At 73.9% G+C, this 25,078-nt stretch carries 23 protein-coding genes and 2 pseudogenes; 14 read left to right on the forward strand and 11 right to left on the reverse strand.

From position 1 onward, the window contains the following. Positions 1-483 precede the first annotated feature (483 nt). From ACWIX7_RS23915 to ACWIX7_RS23925, 3 genes are all read left to right on the forward strand, one after another. Positions 484-2,049, forward strand: a complete 1,566-nt coding sequence (locus ACWIX7_RS23915) for a P-loop ATPase, Sll1717 family (RefSeq protein WP_448618894.1) — start codon at positions 484-486, stop codon at positions 2,047-2,049. A gap of 9 nt (positions 2,050-2,058) precedes the next feature. Further along, positions 2,059-2,814: an FRG domain-containing protein gene (locus tag ACWIX7_RS23920; protein WP_448618895.1), complete on the forward strand. Its 756-nt coding sequence runs from the start codon at positions 2,059-2,061 to the stop codon at positions 2,812-2,814. Between the two features lie 454 nt (positions 2,815-3,268). Continuing rightward, a complete protein-coding gene (locus ACWIX7_RS23925) occupies positions 3,269-4,006 on the forward strand; it encodes a hypothetical protein (protein ID WP_448622204.1) in 738 nt (245 codons plus the stop codon). A 29-nt stretch (positions 4,007-4,035) separates the two neighbouring features. On the opposite strand, the pseudogene ACWIX7_RS23930 reads toward ACWIX7_RS23925, so the two are convergent. Then, a pseudogene (locus ACWIX7_RS23930) lies at positions 4,036-4,620 on the reverse strand (IS110 family transposase); the annotation flags it as partial. Positions 4,621-5,032: 412 nt separating this feature from the next. Here ACWIX7_RS23930 and ACWIX7_RS23935 point away from each other — a divergent pair. After that, a pseudogene (locus ACWIX7_RS23935) lies at positions 5,033-5,248 on the forward strand (HNH endonuclease); the annotation flags it as partial. A 195-nt stretch (positions 5,249-5,443) separates the two neighbouring features. On the opposite strand, the gene ACWIX7_RS23940 reads toward ACWIX7_RS23935, so the two are convergent. The 3 genes from ACWIX7_RS23940 to ACWIX7_RS23950 are packed head-to-tail and all read right to left on the reverse strand — an operon-like array spanning position 5,444 to position 7,809. Next, complete coding sequence (locus ACWIX7_RS23940) at positions 5,444-5,932, reverse strand: hypothetical protein (RefSeq protein WP_448618896.1); 489 nt, start codon at positions 5,930-5,932, stop codon at positions 5,444-5,446. A 4-nt stretch (positions 5,933-5,936) separates the two neighbouring features. Further along, positions 5,937-6,818: a polysaccharide deacetylase family protein gene (locus ACWIX7_RS23945; protein ID WP_448618897.1), complete on the reverse strand. Its 882-nt coding sequence runs from the start codon at positions 6,816-6,818 to the stop codon at positions 5,937-5,939. A 28-nt stretch (positions 6,819-6,846) separates the two neighbouring features. Then, positions 6,847-7,809 (reverse strand): asparaginase, encoded by a 963-nt coding sequence (locus ACWIX7_RS23950; RefSeq protein ID WP_448618898.1) that lies wholly within the window; start codon positions 7,807-7,809, stop codon positions 6,847-6,849. 391 nt (positions 7,810-8,200) lie between these two features. Here ACWIX7_RS23950 and ACWIX7_RS23955 point away from each other — a divergent pair, with 391 nt between their 5' ends. Together ACWIX7_RS23955 and ACWIX7_RS23960 are read left to right on the forward strand one after the other, a co-directional pair. After that, the gene (locus tag ACWIX7_RS23955) at positions 8,201-9,598 is read left to right on the forward strand and encodes a ferredoxin reductase family protein (RefSeq protein ID WP_448618899.1); all 1,398 of its coding nucleotides are present in this window, start codon (positions 8,201-8,203) and stop codon (positions 9,596-9,598) included. Between the two features lie 172 nt (positions 9,599-9,770). Next, complete coding sequence (locus ACWIX7_RS23960) at positions 9,771-11,336, forward strand: acyl--CoA ligase family protein (protein ID WP_448618900.1); 1,566 nt, start codon at positions 9,771-9,773, stop codon at positions 11,334-11,336. 11 nt (positions 11,337-11,347) lie between these two features. Here the strand turns inward: ACWIX7_RS23960 and nthA are convergent, their stop codons facing one another. From nthA to ACWIX7_RS23975, 3 genes are read right to left on the reverse strand one after another with little or no spacing between them, the layout of a single operon-like run. Next, on the reverse strand, positions 11,348-11,941 hold the full coding sequence (gene nthA, locus ACWIX7_RS23965; protein ID WP_448618901.1) for a nitrile hydratase subunit alpha: 594 nt from the start codon (positions 11,939-11,941) through the stop codon (positions 11,348-11,350). Further along, positions 11,938-12,198 (reverse strand): SH3-like domain-containing protein, encoded by a 261-nt coding sequence (locus tag ACWIX7_RS23970; RefSeq protein WP_448618902.1) that lies wholly within the window; start codon positions 12,196-12,198, stop codon positions 11,938-11,940. Before ACWIX7_RS23970 ends, nthA begins: the two co-directional genes overlap by 4 nt. A 22-nt stretch (positions 12,199-12,220) precedes the next feature. After that, positions 12,221-12,523, reverse strand: coding sequence for a hypothetical protein (locus ACWIX7_RS23975; RefSeq protein ID WP_448618903.1), 303 nt, complete (start codon positions 12,521-12,523; stop codon positions 12,221-12,223). A 113-nt stretch (positions 12,524-12,636) separates the two neighbouring features. On the opposite strand from ACWIX7_RS23975, the gene ggt reads away from it, so the two are divergent. Further along, entirely contained in the window at positions 12,637-14,448 is a 1,812-nt protein-coding gene (gene ggt / locus ACWIX7_RS23980) for a gamma-glutamyltransferase (RefSeq protein ID WP_448618904.1), read from the forward strand. A gap of 10 nt (positions 14,449-14,458) precedes the next feature. Here the strand turns inward: ggt and ACWIX7_RS23985 are convergent, their stop codons facing one another. Continuing rightward, the gene (locus ACWIX7_RS23985) at positions 14,459-14,995 is read right to left on the reverse strand and encodes an ABC transporter ATP-binding protein (RefSeq protein ID WP_448618905.1); all 537 of its coding nucleotides are present in this window, start codon (positions 14,993-14,995) and stop codon (positions 14,459-14,461) included. 114 nt (positions 14,996-15,109) lie between these two features. Between ACWIX7_RS23985 and ACWIX7_RS23990 the strand changes: the two genes are divergently transcribed. From ACWIX7_RS23990 to ACWIX7_RS24000, 3 genes are all read left to right on the forward strand, one after another. Next, positions 15,110-15,907, forward strand: coding sequence for an alpha/beta fold hydrolase (locus ACWIX7_RS23990; protein ID WP_448618906.1), 798 nt, complete (start codon positions 15,110-15,112; stop codon positions 15,905-15,907). 46 nt (positions 15,908-15,953) lie between these two features. Beyond that, positions 15,954-16,385: a DUF6221 family protein gene (locus tag ACWIX7_RS23995; protein WP_448618907.1), complete on the forward strand. Its 432-nt coding sequence runs from the start codon at positions 15,954-15,956 to the stop codon at positions 16,383-16,385. A 63-nt stretch (positions 16,386-16,448) separates the two neighbouring features. Further along, complete coding sequence (locus ACWIX7_RS24000) at positions 16,449-17,009, forward strand: dihydrofolate reductase family protein (RefSeq protein ID WP_448618908.1); 561 nt, start codon at positions 16,449-16,451, stop codon at positions 17,007-17,009. Between the two features lie 42 nt (positions 17,010-17,051). Here the strand turns inward: ACWIX7_RS24000 and ACWIX7_RS24005 are convergent, their stop codons facing one another. Next, on the reverse strand, positions 17,052-17,984 hold the full coding sequence (locus ACWIX7_RS24005) for an alpha/beta hydrolase (protein WP_448618909.1): 933 nt from the start codon (positions 17,982-17,984) through the stop codon (positions 17,052-17,054). A gap of 188 nt (positions 17,985-18,172) precedes the next feature. On the opposite strand from ACWIX7_RS24005, the gene ACWIX7_RS24010 reads away from it, so the two are divergent. Beyond that, positions 18,173-19,201 (forward strand): Atu2307/SP_0267 family LLM class monooxygenase, encoded by a 1,029-nt coding sequence (locus ACWIX7_RS24010; protein WP_448618910.1) that lies wholly within the window; start codon positions 18,173-18,175, stop codon positions 19,199-19,201. Positions 19,202-19,273: 72 nt separating this feature from the next. On the opposite strand, the gene ACWIX7_RS24015 is transcribed toward ACWIX7_RS24010, so the two are convergent. After that, positions 19,274-19,906 carry a CG0192-related protein gene (locus ACWIX7_RS24015; protein ID WP_448618911.1) on the reverse strand — a complete coding sequence of 211 codons (633 nt, stop codon included), beginning with the start codon at positions 19,904-19,906 and terminating at the stop codon, positions 19,274-19,276. A gap of 185 nt (positions 19,907-20,091) precedes the next feature. Here ACWIX7_RS24015 and ACWIX7_RS24020 point away from each other — a divergent pair, with 185 nt between their 5' ends. The 3 genes from ACWIX7_RS24020 (at position 20,092) to ACWIX7_RS24030 (ending at position 23,447) form a co-directional block, all read left to right on the forward strand. Next, complete coding sequence (locus ACWIX7_RS24020) at positions 20,092-20,730, forward strand: hypothetical protein (RefSeq protein WP_448618912.1); 639 nt, start codon at positions 20,092-20,094, stop codon at positions 20,728-20,730. A gap of 66 nt (positions 20,731-20,796) precedes the next feature. Further along, complete coding sequence (locus ACWIX7_RS24025; protein ID WP_448618913.1) at positions 20,797-22,029, forward strand: MFS transporter; 1,233 nt, start codon at positions 20,797-20,799, stop codon at positions 22,027-22,029. A gap of 239 nt (positions 22,030-22,268) precedes the next feature. Next, a complete protein-coding gene (locus ACWIX7_RS24030; protein ID WP_448618914.1) occupies positions 22,269-23,447 on the forward strand; it encodes an FAD-dependent oxidoreductase in 1,179 nt (392 codons plus the stop codon). Between the two features lie 12 nt (positions 23,448-23,459). On the opposite strand, the gene ACWIX7_RS24035 is transcribed toward ACWIX7_RS24030, so the two are convergent. Further along, positions 23,460-25,007: an ATP-dependent DNA ligase gene (locus tag ACWIX7_RS24035; RefSeq protein WP_448618915.1), complete on the reverse strand. Its 1,548-nt coding sequence runs from the start codon at positions 25,005-25,007 to the stop codon at positions 23,460-23,462. Positions 25,008-25,078: the final 71 nt, after the last annotated feature.

The following is a 25,078-nucleotide window of genomic DNA, read 5'->3' on the forward strand; positions in this document are numbered from 1 at the left end:
GCTGTCGTGCGGGTCGAGCGCGCCGCCACTGCACCGATGTCTCTGAGCGGCCCACTGTGGGACAGCCCCATGTCGCACCCGACCCGACTCCGTGCTCCCGTGCTCTCGGATGAACGGCAGCCTCTGCGAACCGGTCGACGCGTCCCTGGGCCTGCTCGGTGCCCGCAATGTGACGACCCGGCACTGCCTCACCCGGCATTCGGCTTTTCATGGGCCGCTGAGCGCCAAGCCCCGGCGACACGCACCAGCGAAGCCCTGGACCGGCGCCAGTTCCTCACTCAGCGTATGTAACCCTTCACTTGCGCGACGACACACCGCAGGGACAGGGGCACCGACTGTTTCGACTCACTCGACCCTAGGCCCGGCCCCCGGAGGGAACTACCGTGCGCCAAAACCCTGCGGAACCGACTCAGTACGGACTGCTGGTGAACTTCGTCCGCAGCGATGCAGAGGCGCTCAATGACTCGGCCGCCGACTTCGAACGTGAGGGAGCACAAGGGTCCCTTCGGCACGCCGGACGGTTCACGTGCGGACCTCGAGGACATCCTGCGCGATTTTGTCGCCTTGGACGGAAGGCCTGGCTTTGGCGGAGTGGCAACGCGCGCCGACGATGCCATGGTTCGGGTCATCGTTGGTCGGATAGGGGCTGGCAAGACCGTATACATGCGGCGTCTATTCAGCTACCAAGAGGCCAGCAAGTCAGTCTACGCCGATCCGCCCCAACAGGACTTGCCCCAGACCGACCTGGTGATACAGGCGTGTCAGTGGTTCCCGAGCGAGCTCCTCACCGAGAAGTGGATGCAACTCTGGCACCGTGCGATTCTGCGCAGCCTCACAACGCATCTGCTCACAGCTCGGCAATTGCGTGGCACGGTAGAAGCGGCAGAGGCGGCCGCGATCCGGGGAGAGTACGGGCACCTCATTGGTAAGTTCCGGCAACCTCGGTCCATCTATAGCGAGCTTCGTGACATAATTTTCAGTCACAATGCGGCTATTCACCTGCGGCGATACCTTGAGAATCCCGACTGGGACGATCTGGAGTCGGTCCTTGCGGACCTGCTGCGAGAGAGCATGCCGGTCTTCTTCTATCTGGATGCCGTGGACGAAAGGATCAACAGTGCACCCATGTACTGGCTCCGATGCCAAGAAGGCTTGTTTATGCAAGTCATGCAATTGCTCCGGGACTCGAGGTTCGGCTCACGGTTGCACGTCGTGGTGTGCGTGCGCGAGCTCGTGCTTGCCTCCATCTATCGAAGTGAGCATGCCCCGCGCTATCACAACGAACCGCACATCCGCGTGTTGGACTGGTCTCGGGAGGCGATCGAGTTTCTGTTACGACAGAAGATCGAGCGGCTGCCTGACGAGTTTCTGATGGCCCCATCACTACCCAGCGGATCGTTGTCATGGCTGGGACGCACCTGGGTGCACAACGAAGCTCGCGGCGTGGATGAAGATGTTCTGGAGTACATAATCAGGCATACAAGACTTATTCCACGCGACATAGTCTCCCTCGGCAACGATCTTTGCCAGGTGGTCGCGCAGCAAAAATCGCTTGGGCGTACCGAAGTTCCTGGAGAGGTGCTGCGCCGCGTGGTGTCCTTGGCCGCGAAGCGCTTCGGCGACTCTCAGTTGGCGCAGTGTGCCAGCCAGATCGCGGCCGATGCGATACCCCGCCATGCGGTGAAGAAGGGCTTTGCCGACTTCTACCTGTCCGACCAGGAGTACGCCAGGTCCCTGCGGCAGGAGCTCAAGGAGATCATACGAGCCGTAGGTGTGGATCGATTCGACGCCGGAGACCTGCGCCAAATGGAGGAACTCGCCAAACAGGGCTTCGACGGGGCGACGAGCATTGCGTCGATCCTTTGGCAGAACGGCTTGCTCGGATACGTCGAGAACGGCCGGTACAGCTTCTATGCCGTCTCGGACATGAATGAACTCGAGTTACCGCGACATGCTCACGAGTACGTCTTTCACCCCTGCCTCATGGACGCCGTGCCTGGATTGCGTCCGTCGGGGCGGGAGATCGTCTACCCCTACTACCGGGAATAGGAGGGCAGTGTGGCCAAGGTTGCTCGCCTCGCGCTTCACTCCTGGGAAGAATTGAAGCGCGACCTGGTGCCTCTGCTCTTTGATCGAGAACCATTCCGATCAGGCGAGTACCTGTTCCGTGGGTGCGGAGACGCCGAGTGGTCGTTGATATCATCCTTCGATCGACAGTTCGGTCATCTGTCGAGCGACAAGCGCATGGCGATCTGGAAGGCTCTGCTACGGGAGTTCAGAGAACAAGGCGCTGAGCATGGCGTGGCCCGCGAGATCCTCGCGGACGACAAAGCGCTGCTTGCGTTCGCTCAGCATCACGGATTGCCAACGCGGTTGCTGGACTGGTCGTTGAGCCCCTACGTGGCCGCCTTCTTTGCCTTCCGTCAGGCGTTGAAAAGCCCCGGCGCAACCGGTCAGGTGGCGCTATGGGTCCTTGACACCCGGTCCAGCGCTTGGTCAGCGGAGATGGGGGTCGAGCTGGTCGCCCCTTTCGCGTCAGGCAATCTCCGACTGCGTAACCAGTCTGGTCGCTTCACGTATGCTCGCACCCCTCACCTGACCTTGGAGGAGTACGTCAGCTACGTGCCGACGGACGAAAGCCTTTTGACGCAGGTCACCTTGCCCAGTATCGAAGCCATCCGCGCTATGCCCGATCTCGACGCCATGGGCACACATGCCGTCAATCTGTTCCCGGATTGGGAGGGCCTTGCTGAGGGAGTGGCCATCCGACTCGAACTGGAGGCGCTGGCGAGTAGCGAAGCTCCGGTCAGCTGACCGTCCTGGCTGTGCTCTGGCGTTCCCGCGGGTGCATGGGGCAGGGCCGCTGTCGCCTGTCCCAGAGGCCGCCATCAGGGACACGGGTGGCGGCGCAGAGGATCTGCAGGACAGGCACTCGTCGTCATGTCCAATCGCCCGAAACCGTCAGACCCCGTACGTATGTTCGGGTCATGACGTCGACCGGCTCCCTGCGCACGCCGATCGAGGCGGCGCTGGTGGTCCGGCTGCTGGACCGGCCGTCGAGCAGCGCCCGGTTGCCGGTGGGTGTGCTGACCCGGGCGGAGAAGGCCGCCGAGCTGCGCCGGCTGCAGGCCCGCCAGGCGATGGACGCCGCGTATGAGGCCGAGCTGGTGCTCGGCCTGGCCGGCGACACCCCCGACACCCTGGACCCGCCGCCGGACGGCCCGGTGCCCGGCGCGGGTCGTGGGCGCCGGAGCCCGAGCTGCCCGGGGTGTCACAGTTCTTCACGTCTGAGCTGGCGGTGGTGCCCAACTGCGGCCGCCGCACCGCGGCGAACCTGGCGCTGCGGGCGTGGACCTACCGGGAGCAGCTGCCGGCCACCTGGGCGGCGCTGGCCGCCGGCACGCTGGACGAGGCGCGCGCCAGGGTGCTGGCCGACGTCCTCGGCCTGACCTCGCCCGCGCTCGCCCGGGCCGTCGAGGCCCAGCTGCTGCCCGAGGCGACCGGCCTGTCCACCGGCGGGCTGCGGGCCCGGGCGCTGGCGCTGCTGCTGGAGCGCGACGCCGCCGCCGTGGATGCCCGCCGCACGGAGGCCCGCCGGCAGGCCGACGTGCGCACCTATCCCTCGCCGCTGGAGGGCATGGCCACCCTGGCCGCGGACCTGCCGACTCCGGTGTCGGCCGAGTGCCTCGACGTCATCAACCGGCTCGCGGCGATGCTCAAGGCCGACGGTGATGCCCGCCCGATCGGGGAGCTGCACGCCGCGGTGCTGGCCGACCTCATCCGCCGCCCCTGGGACACCGGCCGCCCGGCGGTCACCGCCCACCTGACGGTCACCGCCGCCCTCGACGCCCTGGCCGGCACCGCGCACACCCCCGGATCGGTCAACGGGTTGCCGATCACCGCCGCGCACGTGCGCGAGCTGCTGGCCCGCCTCGGCGCGCTCGGGCTGCGCACCCCGTCGTCGGGTGCGGTGACGATGAGGGCCTTCATCGAGTTCAGCGCCTGAGTGCGGGCCTTGACCGCGGTCTTGCGGGCGACGCGGAGCATGCGCAGGCACTCGACGTCGCCGACCCGGGACTTGGGGCTGATCTTGAGCTCCAGCCGGTGCAGCCGCTGCGCGGCGAGCAGAGCGTCGATGGCGTCGGACTTGCCCCGGTTACGGCGGACCGCGGCCTCCTCCCGTTTGGGCCGAGTCGCCTCGACCACGTACTGGCCCTTGGCCTGCAGGAACCGGGTCAGGCTGGCCCCGTAGCTGCCGGTGCCTTCCACCGCGAAGGCCACGACGGTCGCGCCGAGACTGCCGGCCCAGGCCAGCAGGTCGGCGTTGCCGGCCGGCGTGGTCGGCACGGTGATGGAGGCGGGGGCTTCGTCGCCGATCGTGCGGCCGGCCTCGTCGACGGCGGCGGCGACGTTGACGTCCTTGTGGGTGTCGATGCCGATCCACACCTCCTGCGCCGAACCAGGAGCCGTTGTCTTCGCTCTTTCCCGGAACAGACTGGCGACCGGATCGGCCGTTCGACCTGAAGCCTTCGATTTCATCACTTCTGCACTACTCCTGTCGACTTCCGAAGGGACCTCTCGACCGCTTCGTCCGCAATGGACAGCACTGCTATCGGCCATGCACTAGCGGCGTGGCACGCTCCTATTCGGTCACGCGGGCTGGCGGTCAAAGGAACGGAGCTCGGTACCTGCGGCGACGAGTCCATTGCAAGACACGAGGGTCAGTGATCCAAGAAGTCAGTCCACAGGGCGAGGATCCGCCGTTGCGGACAATGACACCAGAGCCATTCTTTGGAGCTGACCGGGGTGAAGCCGAGAAGGGCTGCCGCCCGCCGACAGGCCAGATTCGAGGCAGCGAAGCGCCCGTGTGCTGCCTTCGGTCAGGCGGAGCGGCAGCCCGGTCAGAGGGGCAGCGGCGAAGCCTCCGGGCCAACAACTCCCGAGTGGACCACTGGGCCGGTCCTGTACCCCTTGCGGTCAGACCCGAAGGCCTCGTCAGCACCCCTCAGAGGCTGCCCTTCAGGTCTAGCAGTGCTGCCTGTGCCGCAGCCACCACCGGCTCAAGACCCACGCCCGCGGCTGGCGGTTCGCCATGGACTCCGACGGCACCCTGCACGTCACCGCACCCAGCGGGGTCACCCGCACCACCCGACCACCCGGCCTGCGGCCACCGATGGTCGATCCGCGCATGACGGACGGAACCTCACCACCGCCGGCACCGCCGGACGACGGCCCGCCGCCCTTCTGACCGGCCGCACCAACGTGTCGGTTCGTCGCCTTGTCGACGAACCGACACGGGCCGAGCCCGCGACTGCGAAGGGCGTGGCAGCCCAGGAGCGGTGGGCAGCCCAGGAGCGTTGGGCAGCCCAGGAGCGTTGGACAACAGCTCTGGCTGCGGCATCGGTCGACACCGGACCGATCACCGCCGACCGACGCACCACTGTCAACTGCGCCCTGCGAACTCCAGGAGCTCGGACAGCGCGGCCTCCGGTTCCGGCCCGAGGACGCCGACCTCCGCCGTCCCGGACGAGGGGACGACGTGCGCCGCGTCGCCGTCCCGGAACTCCACCACGCCACCGGGCAGCGCCGCCGCGGTGAGCGTGCCGGCCCGCGCCGCGGCCGAGACCCAGACGGTGGCCGCCTGCCGGTCCCATCCGGCCGGCACGGGCGCCCGGGCCCAGCGCTGCTCGCCCGGGGGCGCGCCGTTCCGCCCCACAGCCGCCCAGAGCTCGTCGAGCGAGGCCACCGGGCGGGCGGCGCCGGTCGCCGTGGCCAGCAGGTAGCCGCCGCGCCAGGGCGTGACCCGCAGCCGCCGGCCGGTCAGCAGCCGGCCGACGGCACCCGCCCGGGCGGCGCGCTCCGCGGGACCGGCCCCGGCCAGCACGTCCTCCCACGGCACGGTGGCCCGGCCGGTGCCGCAGGCGCCGCACACCGCGTCAGGCCGGGCGGGGCGAGCGGCGCAGGAAGTCCTGCGCGATCTCGTCGAAGGTCACCCAGTGCACGCCCTCGTGCCCCTTGATGTGGGCGATGATCCGCTCCAGGGCCATCAGGACCTGCGGTCGTCCGGAGACGTCGGGGTGGATGGTCATCGTGAACGCCGCGTAGTCCTGCTCGCGGTAGACCCAGTCGAACTGGTCGGTCCACATCTGCTCGATGTCGCGCGGGTTGACGAACCCGTGGCTGTTCGGACTGGTCTTGACGAACATCATCGGCGGCAGGTCGTCGAGGTACCAGTTCGCCGGGATCTCCACCAGCTCGGTCTCCCGGCCGCGGACCAGCGGCTGCATCCACGTGTCCGCCGGCTGCGAGTAGTCGATCTTCGTCCAGCTGTCGCCGACGCGGACGTAGTAGGGCTCGAAGTCGCGATGCATGAGCGAGTGGTCGTAGGTGATGCCCCGCTCCAGCAGCAGCTCGTTGGTGACGCGGGAGAACTCCCACCACGGCGCGACGTACCCGGTGGGACGGCGTCCGGCCCGCTTCTCGATGAGGTCGATGCAGCGGTCGAGCACCGCCGACTCCTGCTCGCGGGTCATCGCGATCGGGTTCTCGTGGCTGTAGCCGTGCACACCGATCTCGTGGCCGGCCGCCACGCAGGCGTCGAACTGCTCCGGGAACGTCTCGATGGAGTGGCCCGGCCAGAAGAACGTCTGGGTCAGCCCCTCGCGGCGGAACAGCTCGAGGATGCGCGGCACGCCCACCTCGCCGGCGAACAGCCCGCGCGAGATGTCGTCGGGGGAGTCCTCCCCGCCGTAGGACCCCAGCCACCCGGCGACGGCGTCGATGTCGACGCCGAAGGACACGAAGATCTCCTTGGCCATGCCCGTTCCCCTCTCGATCCGTCGGTGCTCACAGCCGGCCGGCGAGGACCCGCCCCGGGTCCTGCGGGTCCAGCGCCAGGGCGGCGGCCAGCAGCAGCCGCCCCTGCCAGGGGCTCAGGTCCCCGCCGAACAGGGCGCCGTCGCGCGCCAGGCTCGCCCCGCCCCCGGCGTAGAGCGGGGCGACCGGGCCCGACGGCACCCGCGAGCACACCAGGACCGGCACGCCGCCCGCCACCAGCTCGGCCGCCGCTGCGGCCACCGGCGGCGGGACGTTGCCCGCCCCGAACGCCTCCAGCACTACCCCGGCGGCGCCGGCCGCGACCGCGGCGCGCAGCAGGGCGTCGTCCGACCCCTGGGCGCAGGCGACGACGTCGACCCGCGGCAGGTCGGCGGCCAGGTCCAGCGGCAGCGCGGGCGGCCGCGGCGGCCGGCCCAGGGGGACGACGGCACCGCCCGCGACCCGCAGCACCGGTCCGCGGCCGGGGGCGCCGAAGGCCGCGCCGCGCAGGGTCTCCACCTTGCGCACCCCGCGGGCGGCGAAGACCAGGCCGTCGAAGGCGAGCAGCGCACCGAGGTCCCGGGCCGCGGGGTCGGCGGCGACCCGGAGCCCGTCGGCGAGGTTCGCCGGACCGTCGGGGGCCGGCGCGTCGAACGGCCGCTGCGCGCCGGTGAAGACCACCGGCCGCGGGTCGTCGTGCACCAGGTCGGCCAGGAACGCCGACTCCTCCATCGTGTCCGTGCCGTGGGTGACGACGACGCCGTCGACGCCGTCGGCCAGGCGCTCCCGCACCGCGCGGAGCAGCCCCCGCACGTCGGCGCCGGTGAGCGCGAAGCTCGGCACCGTCGTGAGGTCGCTGACGGTGACCTCGAGGCCCGGGAGCGGCCCGGCAGCGGCCAGCAGCTCGGCGGCCGGCGTGGTGGCCGACAGCCCGTCGTCGGTGCGGCGGCTGGCGATCGTGCCCCCGGTCGCCAGCAGGTGGACCCGTGCCACGGCACCCTCCCGTCCTCGCACCCGACCTCCCGCAGCGGCCCCAGGTGACCACGACGCGCCGAGCGACGCACCTCGGGGTGCGGTGTGAGCGGACCCACCCTGGGCGCTGACCTGCGTCGTCGTCGGACCGGTCCGTCCCGGGCTTGACGGCGCACGGCAGGACTCACTTAGAGTCCTCGACCGGACACCGCCCGTCATGGGGGGCCGCACGCCGCGGGGGCCACGGGGCTCTCGCGTCGCGCGGTGCGGGGGTGGCCCGCCGGAGCGCCGTGTCGCCCGGACGACCGCCGCCCGGGTGCTCGGAGCCCGGGTGCGCCTGACGCCCGCACGCACTGGAGAACGCCCTGATGCACCCTGCCCTCCGGCGTCGCACCACCGCAGGAGCCCACCGGTGACGACGGTCCTCGACCGGCCGCGCGTCTCGGACCTCACCGGCGAGATCCCCGTGCCGGTCACCCGCCGGGCCGCGCCCTCGACCCGCGCGCAGGCGGTGGCCTGGACGGCGCTGCACGCGCTGCTCGCCGCCGCCCCGCTGGCCCTGTGTCTCACCGCCGTCCGGCCCGGGCGCGGCTTCCTCGTCGACCTCTCCGTGGCGCTGGGTTTCGTGGCCCTCTCGGTGATGGGGCTGCAGTTCGCCCTGGCCGCGCGGTTCTCCCGGGCCACGGCCCCCTTCGGCATCGACGCCGTCCTGCGGTACCACAAGCAGATGTCGGCGCTGGCCGTCGTGGCCGCGTTCGGGCACCCGGCGCTGCTGTTCCTCGCCGACGACCGGTACCTGGTGCTGCTCGACGTCGCCGACGCGCCGCTGCGGGCCCAGTTCGCCTGGCTGTCGGTGCTGGCGCTCGGGCTGCTGATGGTGACCTCGATCTGGCGGCGGGGGCTGCGGATCCCGTACCAGGTCTGGCACGTGCTGCACTCGCTGCTCGGCGTCACCATCGTGCTGGCCGGCCTGGTGCACGCCTTCCTCGTCGGCAACTGGATGAGCGCGCCGTGGGTGCGCATCGGCTGGATCGTCTACGCCGCGGCCTTCCTGTGGCTGGCGGTGTGGGTCCGGCTGGTCAAGCCGCTGCGGCTGTGGCGCCGTCCCTGGCGGGTGGTGGAGCTGTGGCCCGAGCCCGGGGGCGCCGTGACCGTCGGCCTGGAGCCCGCCCACCGGCACGGCGGGCGGCCGTGGTCGTTCACGGCCGGGCAGTTCGCCTGGATCCTCCCCGGCCGGGTGCCCTTCACCCCGACCTACCACCCGTTCTCGATCTCCTCGAGCGCGCTGCGGCCCCGCGTCGAGTTCACGATCAAGCAGGTCGGCGACTTCACCCGCTCCATCCGCCGGCTGCGGGTGGGCGACACCGTCTACGTCGACGGTCCGCACGGCTCGTTCACCCTCGACCGGCACCCGGGCATGGGCTACGTCTTCCTCGCCACGGGCGTCGGCGTCACGCCGTTCCTCAGCATGCTGGCCACGCTGGCCGACCAGGGCGACCGGCGCCCGGTGTGGCTGTTCCTCGGCAACCGCAGCGAGGACCAGATCACCGGGATCCGCCAGCTCGAGCGGCTGAGGGGCCGGCTGGACCTGCGGGTGGTGCACGTCATCAGCCGGGCGTCCGAGGGCTGGCCGGGCGAGCGCGGCCGCATCGACGCCGCGCTGCTGGCCCGCCACCTGCCGCCGCACGCGCGCTCGCTGCAGTACTTCGTCTGCTCCCGCGAGGAGACGGTGCGGGCGGTCCGCGCCTCGCTCGGCGAGCTGGGCGTGCCCGCGGACCGGGTGCACAGCGAGCAGTTCGGGATGGTCTGACGTGCGCGCCGACGGACCGGCCTCGGCGGCCTGGGTGGTCAGCGGCGTGCTGCTGGCCCTCTGCGTGCTCTGGGCCCTGCTGCAGACCTGACCGGCCGGGCGCGCGCCGGGCGGTGACCGTGGCCACAATCCCCTCACCGGGACCGTCCGCACCGCGCCCTAGGAGGACCAGGTGGCGACCTTCAGTTCCGCCCCGCTGACCCCGACCGCCTTCCTCGACCGCTCCGCGCGGGTGTTCCCGGAGCGCACCGCGGTGGTCGACGGCGACCGGCGGTTCACCTACCGCGAGTTCGCCGACCGCTCGCGCCGGCTGGCCGGGGCCCTGGCGGCCCACGGCGTCTCACCGGGGAACCGGGTGGCCGCGCTGTGCACGAACAGCTCGGCGATGCTCGAGCTGCACAACGGCGTGCCGTGGGCAGGGGCGGTGCTGGTCCCGCTCAACACGCGGCTGAAGGCGGGCGAGCTCGACTACATCCTGCGGCACTCCGGCGCCGAGGTCCTCGTCGCCGACGCCGCGTTCGCCGCGACCGCCACCGAGGTCGCCGCGGCGGTGGGGATCCCGGTCGTGGTGGCCGGCGGCGAGGCCGACGAGTACGAGCAGCTGCTGGCCTCGGCCGAGCCCCTGGCACGGCCGTGCGCGGACGAGTGGGGGCTGCTGGCGCTCAACTACACCTCCGGCACCACCGGCCGGCCCAAGGGCGTCATGTACAGCCACCGGGGCGCCTACCTGCAGGCGATGGCGATGGCCCTGCACACCGGACTGGGACCCGGCAGCCAGTACCTGTGGACGCTGCCGATGTTCCACTGCGACGGCTGGTGCTTCCCCTGGGCGGTATCGGCCGGCGGCGCCACCCACGTGTGCCTGCCCCGGGTGGAGCCCGCCCGCATCTGGCAGCTGCTGCGCACCGAGGGCATCACCCACTTCAGCGCGGCGCCGACCGTGCTGACCATGATCGCCAACGCCGAGGAGGCGGAGGCCGGCCCGGTCTCCACGCGCGTCGCGGTGCAGACCGGCGGCGCGCCGCCCACCCCGACCCTGCTGGCCCGGATGTCCGCGCTCAACATGGACGTCACCCACCTGTACGGGCTCACCGAGACCTACGGGCCGGTGGCGGTCAACCAGTGGCACCCGGAGTGGGACGACCTCCCGGGCGAGCGGCAGGCCGAGCTCAAGGCCCGGCAGGGTGTCGCCAACGTGGTCGCCGAGCCACTGCGGGTGGTGGGGGAGGACGGCACGGACGTGCCCCGCGACGGGGAGATCATCGGGGAGATCGTCGCCCGCGGGAACGACGTCATGCTCGGCTACTACCAGGACGAGGAGGCGACGGCGAAGGCGACGCTGCCGGGGCCGGACGGCGGACCCGGCTGGTTCCGCACCGGGGACCTGGCGGTCGTCCATCCGGACGGCTACCTGGAGATCCGGGACCGCAGCAAGGACATCATCATCTCCGGCGGCGAGAACATCTCCTCGGTGGAGGTCGAGCGGGCCCTGGACGCCCACCCCGCCGTCCTGGAGTCCGCCGTGGTCGCCGAGCCCCACGAGAAGTGGGGGGAGGTCCCGGTCGCCCACGTGACGCTGCGGCCCGGGAGCGAGGTCACCGACGAGGAGCTCGCGGCCTTCGTGCGATCGCGGCTGGCCGGGTTCAAGGTCCCCAAGCGGTTCGTCCACGGGGACCTGCCGAAGACCTCCACCGGCAAGGTGCAGAAGAACCTGCTGCGCGAACGCTCCTCCGGCTGACCCGCGGGCCCTCAGACGGCGGCGGTGCCGATCAGGCCCTTGCGGGTGACCAGGTCGGCGAGCTGCTCCTCCGTCATCCCGTCGGTCCCCTCGGGCCGACGGGGGACGACCATGTACCGGGACTCGGCGCTGGCGTCCCACACGCTGATCCGCGTCCCGGCCGGCAGCTCAAGCCCGAACTCCCGCAGCACGCCGCGCGGGTCCCGGACCACCCGGGACCGGTAGGCCTCGCTCTTGTACCAGGCCGGGGAGGGGCCGAGCAGCGCGATCGGGTAGCAGGAGCACAGCGTGCAGACCACCACGTTGTGCTCGTCCTCGGTGTTGGCGACGACCTTCAGCCGCTGCTCCTGCAGCCCGCCGGACATCGACAGCCCGAGCTCCCGGATCGCGGCGTTGGCGTCGGCGAGCAGCCGGTCCCGGAAGTCCGGGTCCACCCAGGCGCGCGCGGTGATCCGGGCCCCGTTGGCCGGGGAGGCCTTGGCGAGGAACGCGTCGATGCGCCGGTCGACCTCGCCCTCGTCGACGAGGCCGCGCGCCTCCAGGAGGGCCTCGACGTGCCGGACCCGCTCGGAGATCGCCGAGCTGCCGTGGTGCTCTCCGCTCATGGTGTCCCTCCCTGGGGGTCGGCGGGCTCCAGGTAGTCCTCCCAGAGCTCCACGGTGACGGCGTGGTCGCCGTCGCCGAACAGGTCCGCGGCGGCGAACCGCACGTGGTAGACGGCTCGCGCCGTGCCCGGCAGGCCGCGAGCCCGGTCGTCGGCGAGGGGGTGGTGCCCGGCCAGCTCGACCACCCGGCCGACCGCGCCGCGGGTGTACCGCGGCAGCCGGGTGTGCCACGCCGGGTCGGCGGTGCTGGTCCGCACCGCGTCCCCGGGGGCGAAGCGGTCAGGCACCGGGGTCGGCCCCGGGGACGGCGAGCTCCTCCGGCGTCGCCACACCCTTGTCGACGAGCAGGGTCGTGATGGCCGTGAACCACTTCTCGTAGTAGGAGCTCGAGAGGTAGGCGTCCGGCGGCATCCGCTCGATGGCGTCGCGGAACTCGTCGAGGTTGTAGACGCCCCGCCGGAGCAGCGCCGCGTTGAGGGCCAGGACGTGCGCTTCCCAGTCGGCGTGGAAGGCCGGCTCGTCGGGCTCCTCGACGATCGCGGGGAAGCCCACCATGCCGCCGACGTCGTTGATGCGGCTCACCCGTCGATCCTGTCCCGTCGCACCGGTCCGGTCCAGCTCGCCGGGCGGGCCGGCCGGGCCAGGAGCAGGCTGGGCCCCTGGACCGCGACCGTCCCGACGCCCGAGGAGTCCCCGTGCCGCGTCGACGCACCGTCTTCACCGCCCTGACCGCCGCCGTCCTGGCCGGGGTCGCCCCGGCCGGCACCGCGGCAGCCGTGCCCGCGGACGCCGCCGTCCCGCCGCCGGAGAAGGTGCCCCGCGCGGTCGGGACCGGTGGTGCGGTCGCCACGGTCGACCCCGACGCCACCCGGGTCGGCCTGGAGGTCCTCGCCGCCGGCGGCAACGCCGCCGATGCGGCGGTCGCGGCGGCTGCCGCGCTCGGCGTGAGCGAGCCCTACTCGGCGGGCGTGGGCGGCGGCGGCTTCTTCGTGTACTACGACGCCGCGACCGGGGAGATCACCACGGTCGACGGCCGGGAGACCGCGCCGCAGGCGATGGGGGCCGACGCCTTCCTCGGGGAGGACGGCCAGCCCCTGCCGTTCGAGGAGGCGGTGACCAGCGGGCTGTCGGTCGGCACGCCGGGGACCCCGCTCACGTGGCAGCGGGCGCTCGACGAGTTCGGCACGCTCTCGCTGGCCGAGGCGCTGGAGGGCGCGACCGAGCTGGCCGAGGAGGGCTTCGTCGTCGACGAGACGTTCCGCCAGCAGACCGCCGACAACGAGGAGCGGTTCCGCCGCTTCGCGCCGAGCGCCGAGCTGTTCCTCCCCGGCGGCGCGCTGCCCGAGGTGGGCTCGGTCTTCCGCAACCCCGACCTCGCGGGCACCTACGAGCTGATGGCAGCGAAGGGGGTCGAGGCGTTCTACACCGGCGAGCTGGCGGAGGAGGTCGTGCGGACGGCGCAGGAGCCCCCGGTGGCGGACGGCGCCGCGCCGGTGCGGGCCGGCCTGCTGGAGGAGTCCGACCTCGCCGGCTACGAGGCACCGCTGCGCGAGCCGACCCGCATCGAGTACCGGGGCCTGGAGGTCTACGGGATGGCGCCGCCGTCCAGCGGTGGCCCGACCGTCGGTGAGGCCCTGAACGTCCTGGAGGGCGCCGAGCTGGCGACCCTCCCCGAGGTCGACGTCCTGCACACCTACCTCGAGGCGAGCGCGCTGGCCTTCGCCGACCGCAACGCCTACGTGGGCGACCCCGCCTACACCCAGGTGCCGCTGGCCGAGCTGCTCTCCGACGCCTTCGCCGCCGAACGTGCCTGCCTGATCACCCCGGACCGGGCGGCGCCCAAGCCGGTGCCGGCGGGCGTCCCGGACGGCGAGTACGGCCCGTGCCCGGCCCCGGCCGCTGCCACCGACGACGGCGGTCCGGAGGGACCGTCCACCACGCACCTCACCGTGGCCGACGCCGACGGGAACGTGGCCAGCTACACGCTGACCATCGAGCAGACCGGTGGCAGCGGGATCACCGTCCCCGACCGCGGGTTCCTGCTGAACAACGAGCTGACCGACTTCACCTTCGCGCCGGCCGACCCGACCCGACCCGAGCCGAACCTGCCCGGTCCGGGCAAGCGGCCGCGCAGCAGCATGGCGCCGACGGTCGTGCTGCAGGACGGCGAGCCGCTGCTGGCCCTCGGCTCGCCCGGCGGCGCCACGATCATCACGACGGTGCTGCAGACGCTGGTGGACCGGCTGGACCGCGGCACCGACCTGGTCGACGCCATCGCGGCCCCGCGGGCCAGCCAGCGCAACGCCGCGACGGCCGACGCCGAGCCGGCCTTCCTCGACGCGTACGGCGCCGAGCTGACCGCCCGCGGGCACGCCTTCGCCCCGGTCGACGAGATCGGGGCGGCCACCGGCGTGGAGTTCCTGCCCGACGGCCGGCTGCTGGCCGCGGCCGAGACCGTGCGGCGGGGGGGCGGCAGTGCCGGGGTGGTGCAGCCGAGCGACGGTTGACCCGCTCCGGTCAGCTCCCGGGCGCCCGTCGCCGGCCGAGCTGCACCAGCACCAGCAGCCGGGGGGGGGGGGGGGGGGGGGCGGACGAACGCGGCCGCCAGCGCCAGCCGCCGCCGCTGGCCGGAGGAGAGCTCCGAGGGCAGCGCGTCGGCGCGCTCGCCGAGGCCGAACGCCTCGACCTCGGCGTCCACGACCTCCTCGCCGCGGCCACCCCGTGCCCGCGCGCGGTCAGCAGCAGGTGCTCGCGCCCGGTGAGCGAGACGAAGAAGGCGTCGTCGTCCAGGACGGCGGCGACGTCGCGGCGGAAGGCCGACGACCGCTCGTCGACCGGTGCGCCGGCGAAGGCCACGGTGCCGTCGAGCGGCTCCAGCAGCCCGACCAGCGTGCGCAGCAGCGTGGACGTGCCCGAGCCGTTCGGACCGACGACGGCCACGGCGCGGCCGGCGGCCGGACGGAGGTCTACCGGGGCGCAGACCGGGGCGGTCCCGTGTCCCACGGAGAGGTCCTCGGCGACGAGCAGGTCGGGCTGACACACGGTGCGGTCCATCAGCGACCAACCTGGGTGCAGCCGGCGAGGGCACCGGTCGGCGACCCGGCGATGACTTCCCACGGGCACACGGGTCGGTAGTCGCAGAGCAGCCGGGACGACAGGGAGGACGGCATGGCGGAGACGACGTCCGCGGACGGCACGACGATCGCCTACGACAGCTGGGGCGACGGACCCCTGGTCGTGGTGGTCGGCGGCGCGTTCAACGACCGGGGTACGTGGGCGCAGCTGGCTCGGGCGCTGGCCGACCAGGGGTTCCGCGCGGTGTCCTACGACCGCCGGGGCCGGGGCGGCAGCGGGGACACCCAGCCGTACGCGGTCGAGCGGGAGATCGAGGACCTCTCCGCAGTGGTCGACGCGGCAGGGCAGGACGGCGTGACGTACGCCCACGGCGTCTCGTCGGGTGGCGCCCTGCTGCTCCGTGCGGTGGCCGCCGGGGTGCCGGTGGTGCGGCTGTCGGTGCTCGAGCTGCCCTACCGGGTCGGGGGCGCACCCCCGGCACCGGAGCGCTACATCGAGACGCTGCAGGGCTTCGTCGACGCCGACGACCGGTCCGGCCTGGTCGAGTACTTCCAGACCCGGGTGATCGGGCTCCCGGCCGAGATGGTGACCCGGTTCCGGGGGACGCCGATGTGGCACGCCCTGGAGGAGATGGCGCCCACGCTGCGCTACGACGGCCTGGCCCTGGGCGGCGACGACCACTCCCTGCCGGTCGACCTGCTGTCGCGCGTCGACGTGCCGGTGCTGGCGGTGACGAGCACCGGGACCGCGGCGCCCTGGATGGGGCGGGCCACCGAGGAGCTGGCGGCCGCGCTGCCGTCCGGTGAGTTCGCCCGCCTGGAGGGGGGCTTCCACGAGGTGCCGGTCGAGGTCCTCGCGCCCGCCCTCGCGGACTTCTACCGCCGGGACTGAGCGCGCCCGTCCCTCCGGACGGCGGTCGGTGGCGGGAGGATGCGGCATGGACGCCGACCCCGCGCTCGGACCGGACCTCGAACCCGACCTCGGATCCGGCCTCGAGCCGGACCTCGAACCGGACCTGGACGGCTTCCTGCTGGCCCGGATCGCCGAGGACCAGCGGCTGGCGGCCGAGGCCGCCCAGGCCACCGGCCACGAGTCCTGGGCCGGCGGCGTGACCGCGCCGGACGGCGCCGCGGACCACGTCGCCCACCACGACCCGGCACGGGTGCTCGCCGAGTGCGCCGCCAAGCGCCGGCTGGTGCTCGCCTGCCGGGACGCGCGCCCGGACCTGCACCGGCTCGGCGCGCGCCCGGAGGGGCTGGACTTCCCGCTCCCACCCACCGACCAGCACCAGCTGGCCGCGCTCACCCTGGCGCTGCTCGCCCTGCCCTACGCCGCGCACCCCGACTACCGGCCGGCCTGGCGCCCCTGACCGCGATGAGTTCCCCCCGCCCGCGGGGTCGGTACTGCAACGGAAGCGACCCCGGGAGGCACGGTGCGCACCCTCGCGATCACCCAGAACACGACCGTCGACGGCGCGGTGGAGATGCTCGACGACTGGTTCGCCCCGCAGGGGCAGGCGGAGGTGGACGAGTCCGACCTGGTCGAGGAGATCCACCGCCAGGACGAGCGCGCCGACGCCCTCCTCCTCGGCCGGCAGACCTTCGAGGACTTCCGCAGCTACTGGCCGGGGCGGACCGACGACCCGACCGGCATCAGCGCCTACCTGGACCGGGTGCAGAAGTACGTCGTCTCCTCGACGCTGACCGAGCCCGGCTGGCAGTACACGACCGTGCTGGACGGCGACCCGGTCGAGCAGGTGCGTGCGCTCAAGCAGCAGCCCGGTGCGGACATCGTCGTCACCGGCAGCATCACCCTCTGCCACACTCTGATCGGTGCCGGGCTGGTCGACGAGTACCGGCTGTTCACCTACCCCGCCGTCCAGGGCCGCGGCCGGAGGCTGTTCCCCGACGGCGCCGCGGCGGACCGGCTGCGGCTGGTCGAGTGCCGGGGCTTCCGCAACGGCGTCACGTACGCGCGCTACGCCCGGGGGTGACGTCCGCTGCCGCCCGCGCGCGGGGGCAGCGGGTCCCTCGGCTCAGCGGTGCGGCAGCTCCCCGAAGGCCGCGCAGGTCTCCTCGACGGCGGCCTGCGCCGCCGGGGACACCGCGCCCATGGCGAAGAAGCCGTGGATCAGCCCGTCGAACCGGCGGACCCGCGCCTCCACCCCGGCGGCGCGCAGCGCCTGGCCGTAGGCCTCGCCCTCGTCGCGGAGCGGGTCGTACTCCGCGGTGACGACGACCGCCGGCGGCAGCCCGGAGAGGTCGGCGGCGTGCAGCGGGGACAACCGCGGGTCCTCGGCGTCGTCCCACGCGCCGGCGTAGTGGCCGTAGAACCAGTCCATGGTCGCCTGCTCGAGGAAGTAGCCGCGGGCGTTCTCGGTGCGCGAGGGGTGGTCGCCGAGCGCGTCGACCGCCGGGTAGACCAGCAGCTGCGCGGCCAGCGGGGTGCCCTGGGCGGTCAGCTGCTGGGCGACGACGGCGGCGAGGTTGCCGCCCGCGCTGTCGCCGGCCACGGCCAGCCGGTCGTCGCCGCCCAGCTCACCCCGGTGCGCGGCGATCCAGCGGGCGGCGGCGACCGCGTCCTCGGCCGCGGCGGGGAAGGGGTGCTCGGGGGCGAGCCGGTAGTCGACGGCGACGACGACCGCGCGGCTGCCGCGGCAGATCCCCCGCACCGACCGGTCGTGGGTGTCGAGGTCGCCGATCACCCAGCCGCCGCCGTGGAAGAAGGCGACGGTGGGGAAGGGGCCCCCGCCCTCGGGCCGGTACACGCGGGCGCGCAGGTCGCCCTCGGCGCCGGGCACGGTGGTCTCCTCGACCGCCCCGACCGGCACGACCAGCTCCGAGGAGCGCGCGGCGCTCAGCGTCAGGTACTGGGTCCGGGCGGCCTCCGGCGTCCCCTCGTGCATGGGCGGCAGACCGGTCTCGGTGAGCATGGTGAGCAGAGCGGCGATGTGCGGGTCGACCGGCACCGGGCCTCCTGTGCGTGCGCGTGCTGGGTCACGGCAACCTATCCGCGCCGGACGACGGTTCCGGCACTTGGGTGTCCGCACCGCCCCGGTCCGTCCGCCGCCGACCTCGGGCCGGGGGTCGCCGCCTGGTTGACTGGTTGAACACTGGACCGTCGCCGGTGGCGGCCCCCACCCCGAGGAGGACAGCCGTGCACGTGGGCGTCGACAGCTTCGTCGCAGCGGTGACCGACCCCTCGACCGAGCGACCGGTCGGGCCCGAGGAGCGGATGGCGCACCTGCTCGAGGAGATCGCCCTCGCCGACGAGGTCGGGCTGTACTCCTTCGGCATCGGTGAGCACCACCGCCCGGAGTACTACGACTCGGCGCCGCCGGTCATCCTGGGCGCGGCGGCCGCGCGCACCTCGCGCATCCGGCTGGGCAGCGCGGTCACCGTGCTCAGCGCCGCCGATCCGGTCCGCGTCTTCCAGCAGTTCGCCACGCTGGACCTCGTCTCCCGCGGCCGTGTCGACCTGGTGGTGGGCCGCGGCTCGTTCGTCGAGGCGTTCCCCCTGTTCGGGCTGTCGCTCGCGGACTACGACGAGCTGTTCGAGGAGAAGCTGGACCTGCTGCTGCGGCTGCGGGACTCCGAGGAGGTGACCTGGTCGGGGCGGCACCGCCCCCCGCTCACCGGGCAGGGCGTCTACCCGCGGCCGCTGCAGGACCCGCTGCCGATCTGGGTCGGGGTCGGCGGGACGCCGGAGTCCTTCGTCCGCGCCGGGCTGCTCGGCCTCCCCCTGATGGTGGCGATCATCGGTGGGGAGCCGCGGCAGTTCGCACCCCTGGTCGACCTCTACCGCCGGGCCGGCGCGCAGGCCGGGCACGCGCCCGAGAGCCTGCAGGTCGGGCTGCACGTCTTCGGCTACGTCGCGGAGAGCACCCGGGCCGCCGCCGACACGATCTACCCGGGGTGGCACGAGATGTTCACCAAGGTCTCCCGAGAGCGCGGCTTCGCCCAGCCGACGCGAGCGCAGTTCGACGCGACCAGCGGCCCGAACGGCGCCTTCTTCATGGGCGACCCGGACACCGTGGCCGACAAGCTCGTCCGGGTGTCCGAGCAGCTCGGCGGGGTCGACCGCGTCTCGATCCAGATGACCAACCCGCGGCTGGCGCACGCCGACCTGCTGCGCGGCATCGAGCTGCTGGGGACCGAGGTCGCGCCCCGGGTGGCCTGGGCGTAGAGCTCAGAGGAAGGACCCCGTCCTCCCCACCCTTCGCAGGCTCAGGGCGGGACCCGGGACGGGGCCGCGCTGTCAGACGATTCTCTGAGCGGTGGCCAGCAGCACCGGGTCGGGCTGGCCGGCCCAGGTGCCGGTGAGCGTCGCGGCGCCGTCGACGGGCACGCCCGGGGTCAGCACGCGGCGCACGACCAGCTCCAGGTCCCCGGCGCGGACCGTCGTCACGTCGCCGGTGTCGGTGACGGACGGGGTCCCGAGGGTGTCGACGTCGGCCGCCGTCCCGCTGCCGGCGACGTGTGCCGTGGGGTCGCGGCGCTCCTGCCGGTCGTCGACCACGACGTACTCCTCGGCCTGCGGGGCGCCGGTGAGCACCGCGGCGGCCAGCGCGGCGACGTACACCGGGTCGGCGCACGCGTCGTAGCACCAGCGCCGGCCGAGCACCGAGTGCTCCGTCGTCCCCACCAGGTGCTCGGCCAGCTCCGGGACGGGCGCGCCGCGGTAGGTCAGCGGCACGTGCAGCACGGTGTCGCCGGCGCGCAGCACGAACGTCTCGGCGCCGACCTCGCCGGCCGGGTCGTCGAAGCGGTAGGCGGCGACCTGCTCGAGCTCGGCGCCTGCAGCCGCAGTACCCCACGGCCGGCCGGGCGCCCACCCCGCCACCAGCTCGAGCTTCGACGGCTGCAGGGTGGCCCGGTGGATGAGTGCCATGAGGGCGACCGTACGGGCCGGCGTCCGGGCTGCCCGGACGGGTGTCGTCGCCGGTGGCTGCCGCGGATCGCCCGTCCGCCGTACGCTGCTACGACCGGGAGCGGGTGGCGGGACGCCGCTCGTGCCACCCGGTCGGAGCGCACCGGGACCCCTACGTCGGGACAGCCGGTGGAGGAGGCGGGGCGATGGCGCAGGGTCCGGCGTCCATGCCGGTGCTCAGCCGGGGCAGGCACCGCAGTCCGGCCCGCGGGGCGTGTTTCCTGGAGTACACCGCCCTCCTGGCCGGCGAGCCGTTCACCGACGCCCCGGACTGCGTGGACGGGGAACTGGCCGCGGTCCTGCGGCACGCCAACGACCGGCTGTCCAACGGCGACCGGTTCCGGCTGACGCCGCTGCTCGGTCGCGCGATCGGCCTGGTGGTCCCGGGGCCGGCGGCGCCACGACGCCGGCGCCGCTCCGCGCGCCGGGCCGACGGGGAGGACGTGCACGCCCTTGCCGTCCACGACGCGGTCGTCGGCGAGCTGCGGGAGTCGGTCTCGCGGCGCTTCACGGTCGCGCTCGGCCACCGCCCGTCCCCGGCGGAGTGGCGCGGGCACGCCTGCGGCCGGGACGTCGACCGGCTCTTCTGGTCCCTGATGCTGGAGCCCACCCCGGTCAGCACCTCCGCCGCGTACGTGGACCGGTTGGTCGGCCGGCTGGTCCTGCTGCACGAGTGCTACGAGCAGGCGATGGCGCAGCTCGGTCTCGCGAGGCGGCCGCCGGCCTCGGCCACGGCCGCGCCCTCCCCGGACGGCATCCCGGCCGCGTCCCCGTCGGGGGTCTGACCGCCCCGCCGCACGCGGACCGACCCCGGCGTCCGGGCGCGCTCCCCGTGTGGTGCGGTGGGCGGGATGCGGACACCGGGAGGGACGAACACGGCGGTCTTCCTGCTGGGCCTGTCGGCGCTGCTGACCATCTACGCGACCCAGCCGCTGCTGCCGGCGCTCGCCGCCGACCTCGGCGTCTCCGCGACCGCCGCCGCCTGGACGGTGAGCGCCACGGCGCTCGGGGTCGCGGTCGCCGCGCCGTTCGCCGGGGCGGTGTCGGACCGGCTGGGCCGCAAGCGCGTGATGCTGACGGCGATCGCCGTGCTGGCCGGAGCGACGGTGGCCTGCGCTCTCGCTCCCGGCTTCGCGGTGCTGCTGGCCGCGCGGGCGGCGCAGGGCCTGGCCGTCCCGTTCGTCTTCGCGGTCGCGGTCGCCTACGTGGCCGAGGAGGTGCCCGCCTCCCGGTCGGCCGCCGTCAACGGCCTCTACGTCTCGGGGACGGCGTTCGGCGGTTTCCTCGGCCGGTTCCTCTCCGGCGCGGTCGCGGACGCGTTCGGCTGGCGGGCGTCGTTCGCGGCGCTGGTGCTGGTGCTGCTGGCCGTGCTCGGCGGGGTCGCGGCGCTGCTGCCGCGGGAGCGGCGGTTCGCGCCGACGGCCGGTGTGCTCGGCGGCCTGCGCGGCATCGGCGGCCACCTGCGCAACGGGCGGCTGCTGGGCACCTGCGCCCTCGGGTCCGCGGTGCTGTTCGTGCAGGTCGGCGCCTTCACCTACGCCGGGCTGCACCTGTCCGGACCACCGTTCGGGCTGGGCACCGCGCAGGTCGGGGCGGTGTTCGCGGTGTTCCTCGTCGCCGTCGTCGTCACGCCGCTGACCGGGCGGCTGGTGTCGCGGGTGGGCCGTCGTGGGGTGCTCGTGCCGGCCACCGTCGTCGTGCTCGCCGGGCTGGCACTGACCCTCGTGCCGGCGACCGCGGCGGTCGTCGCCGGACTGGCCGGCGCGTGCACCGGCGTGTTCGCCGCCCAGGCGTGCGCCACCGCGCAGGCCGCGGCCAGCGGGGGCGCGGCCCGCTCGAGCGCGGTCGGGCTGTACCTGACCTGCTACTACGTCGGCGGCGGGATCGGCGCCGTCGTCCCGGCGCCGCTGTTCTCGTCGGCCGGGTGGCCGGCGTGCGTGGGGCTGCTGGGCGCGGTCGCCGTCCTCGGTGCGGTCGCGGCGCTGGTGAGCTGGCCGGCGGGAGCCGGCGTCCAGCCCCCCGCGAGCGACGCCCGGGCGGCGTCGACCGGATCGGTGCCGGCCCGTGACCGGTCCAGCCGGTAGCGGACAGCGAGCGAGACGGTGGCCGTGGCCGATGTGTCTGCGGCGGTGCCCTGCCCCTGCCCCGCATGGTGGGCAGCGGGAGAGCGTGCGCGGGTGGTGGTGGGCCACCGGGCCGGACCGACTCCCGGGGACGGTGGTCGTGGACCGCGGAGCACGCCGCGCCGCGAGGCGCGGGGGTGGCATCCGGCGCCGGCCTGTGAGGAGATGCCATCTCGGACGGGACCACGCGGAGGTGCGGCATGACCCGAGCGATCGTCGTCGGGGGCGGGGTCGCCGGGCCCGTCGTGGCGATGGCCCTGCAGCGCGTCGGCATCGAGGCCACCGTGCACGAGGCGCACGCGGGCCCCGCGGGGGACGTCGGCGCGTGGCTGGGCCTGCAGACGAACGGGCTCGACGCGCTGCGGGCGATCGACGCGGAGCAGGCGGTCGCCGGCGTGGGCTTCCCGACGCCGGTCATCGAGTTCCGCAGCTGGACCGGCAAGGTGCTGGGCGCCGTCCCCACGTCGGGTCCCGACGGGAGCGTCGGCCTCTCCATGCGGCGCTCCGACCTCTACCGGGCGCTGCACGCCGAGGCGCTGCGCCGCGGCGTGCGGGTCCGCTACGGCTCCCGCCTGGTCGACGCGCGCGGCACCGACTCCGCCGTGACGGCGTCCTTCGCCGACGGCAGCTCCGAGGAAGCAGACCTCCTGATCGGGGCCGACGGCGTCCGCTCCACCGTCCGGGCCCTCGTCGACCCCGGGGGTGCGGCGCCCCGCTTCGTCCCCGTGCTCAACACCGCGGGGTACTCCGAGCACGTGCCGCCGGGTGCGGAGGTCGGCCGGCTCACGATGGTGTTCGGCCGCCGCGGGTTCGCCGGGTACCTCGCGGCGCCGTCCGGGGGGACCTGGTGGTTCGCCAACCCGCCGCTGACCCGCGAGCCGCCCTCCGGCGAGGTGGCGGGCACCTCGGACGCCGAGTGGCGGGCCCGGCTGTCCGACCTGCACCGCGGCGACCGGTCGCCGATCCTGGCCCTGGTCGAGGCCACGCCGGGTCCGCTGCGCGGGTGGACGACGTACGACATCCCGACCGTGCGCCGGTGGTCCGCCGGCCGCATGGTGCTGATCGGGGACGCCGCGCACGCCACCTCGCCGGCGGCCGGTCAGGGCTCGTCCCTCGCTGTCGAGGACGCCGTCGTGCTCGCCCGCTGCCTGCGCGACCTGCCCCTCCCCGCGGCCCTGGCGGCGTTCGAGGAACTGCGCCGGGAGCGGGCGGAGCGGGTCGTCGCCCAGGGCTTCCGCACCAGCAGCGCCAAGTCGCCACCCGCCATCGGCCGGGTCGTTCGGGACCTGGTCATGCCGTTCGTGCTGCGGCGCCGGGACCCGCAGGCCTGGGTGCGGGCCCACTCCGTCGACTGGGACGCCCCCGCGGTCCCGGCCTGAGGACCCTCGCGCTCAGCTGCCGGCGAGCAGCGCGCGGACGGCGTCGAGCGGATCGGCGTCGGCCGGGGACCTGTCCGGCCGGTAGCGGACCACCCGGGCGAAGCGCAGCGCGACGCCGCCGGGGTAGCGGGGGCTGCGCTGGGCGCCGTCCAGGGCGACCTCGACGACCAGCTCCGGTTGCAGCAGCACGCCCCACTCGTGCTGCTCGCGGGCGAGCCCGGGGAACGTCTGCGTCTGCCACTCCAGCAGCTCGTCGGTCATCCCCTTGAAGGTCTTGCCCACCATGACCGGCTCGCCGCCGTCGGGGTCGCGGGCGCCCAGGTGGATGTTCGACAGCTTCCCGGAGCGCCGGCCGTACCCCCACTCGGCGCCCAGCACGACCAGGTCGAGGGTGTGCACCGGCTTGACCTTCTGCCAGGCCCGCCCGCGCCGGCCGGCGGCGTAGGGCCCGTCGAGCGCCTTGACCACCACGCCCTCGTGCCCGGCGCCCAGCGCGCCGTCGAGCACCTCGGCGGCCTGCTCGGGCGTGGGCCGGCGGACGCCGGGCATCCGCAGCGGCGCGTGCTCCTCGCCGGCCAGCAGCTCCGCCAGCGCGTCGAGGCGGACGGCCAGCGGCTCGTCGAGCAGGTCACGGCCGTCGAGGTGCAGCAGGTCGAAGAAGAACGGGCTGAGCACGACGGCGGGGTCGGGCTCCCCGTCGTCCGGTGCCTGGCTGCCGAAGCGGCTCATCGTGTCCTGGAAGGCGCGTGGGCGGCCGTCGTCGTCCAGGGCGAGGGTCTCCCCGTCGAGGACTGCGGTGCGGCACGGCAGCGACCGGACCTGCGCGACCAGCTCGGGCACCCCGTCGGTCACCTCGCGCAGGGTGCGGGTCCAGACGCGGACGACGTCGCCGTCGCGGTGCACCTGGATGCGGGCGCCGTCCAGCTTGTGCTCGACCGTGACGTCGTCGCCGAGGTCGGCCAGCACGGCATCCAGCGAGGAGCCCGGGCTGGCCAGCATCGGCCGCACCGGGCGGCCGACCTGCAGGTGCACGGCTGCCAGCGCCGTCGTCCCGCCGTCGAGGGCCGTGGCGGCGGTGTCGGCCAGGCTGCCGGAGAGCATGAACGCCCGCCGCACGGCCGCGGCCGGGACGTCGGCCGCGGCGGCGATCGCGTCGAGGACGACGCCCTCGAGCGCGCCCTGCCGCAGCTCGCCGGTGAGCAGCCGGACGAGGAAGCGCTGCTCGTCGGCGGTGGCGGCGGTGAACAGCTGCTCGAGGAGCGCCTCCCGCCTGGCCGCCGACCCGGTGCCGGTCGTGCCGGCCAGCTCGGTGAGCGCGCGGTCGACGTCGGGGACGGTCAGCTGCGGTGCGACTGCCGGGTCGTGCGCGAGGCGGCCGAGGGTGCGCCAGCCGACCCCGAGCCGACCCTGCAGGGGATCGCCGGCCAGCCACGCGGTGACCGGCCGTACCTCGTCGCCGTCCGCGCGGCGCAGCAGGTCGGCGATGGCCGTGGCCTTGGCCGTGCGCGAGCGGGTGGCCGCCACCGCGGCGGAGGCGGCGACGACGTCGGCGAACAGCACGGCGCCATGGTGGCAGCCGGGACCGACACCGCCGCGGTGCCGGTGACGCAGCGCTGTCGAGGGGGTGGGGG

Source organism: Geodermatophilus sp. URMC 65, from assembly GCF_053502545.1.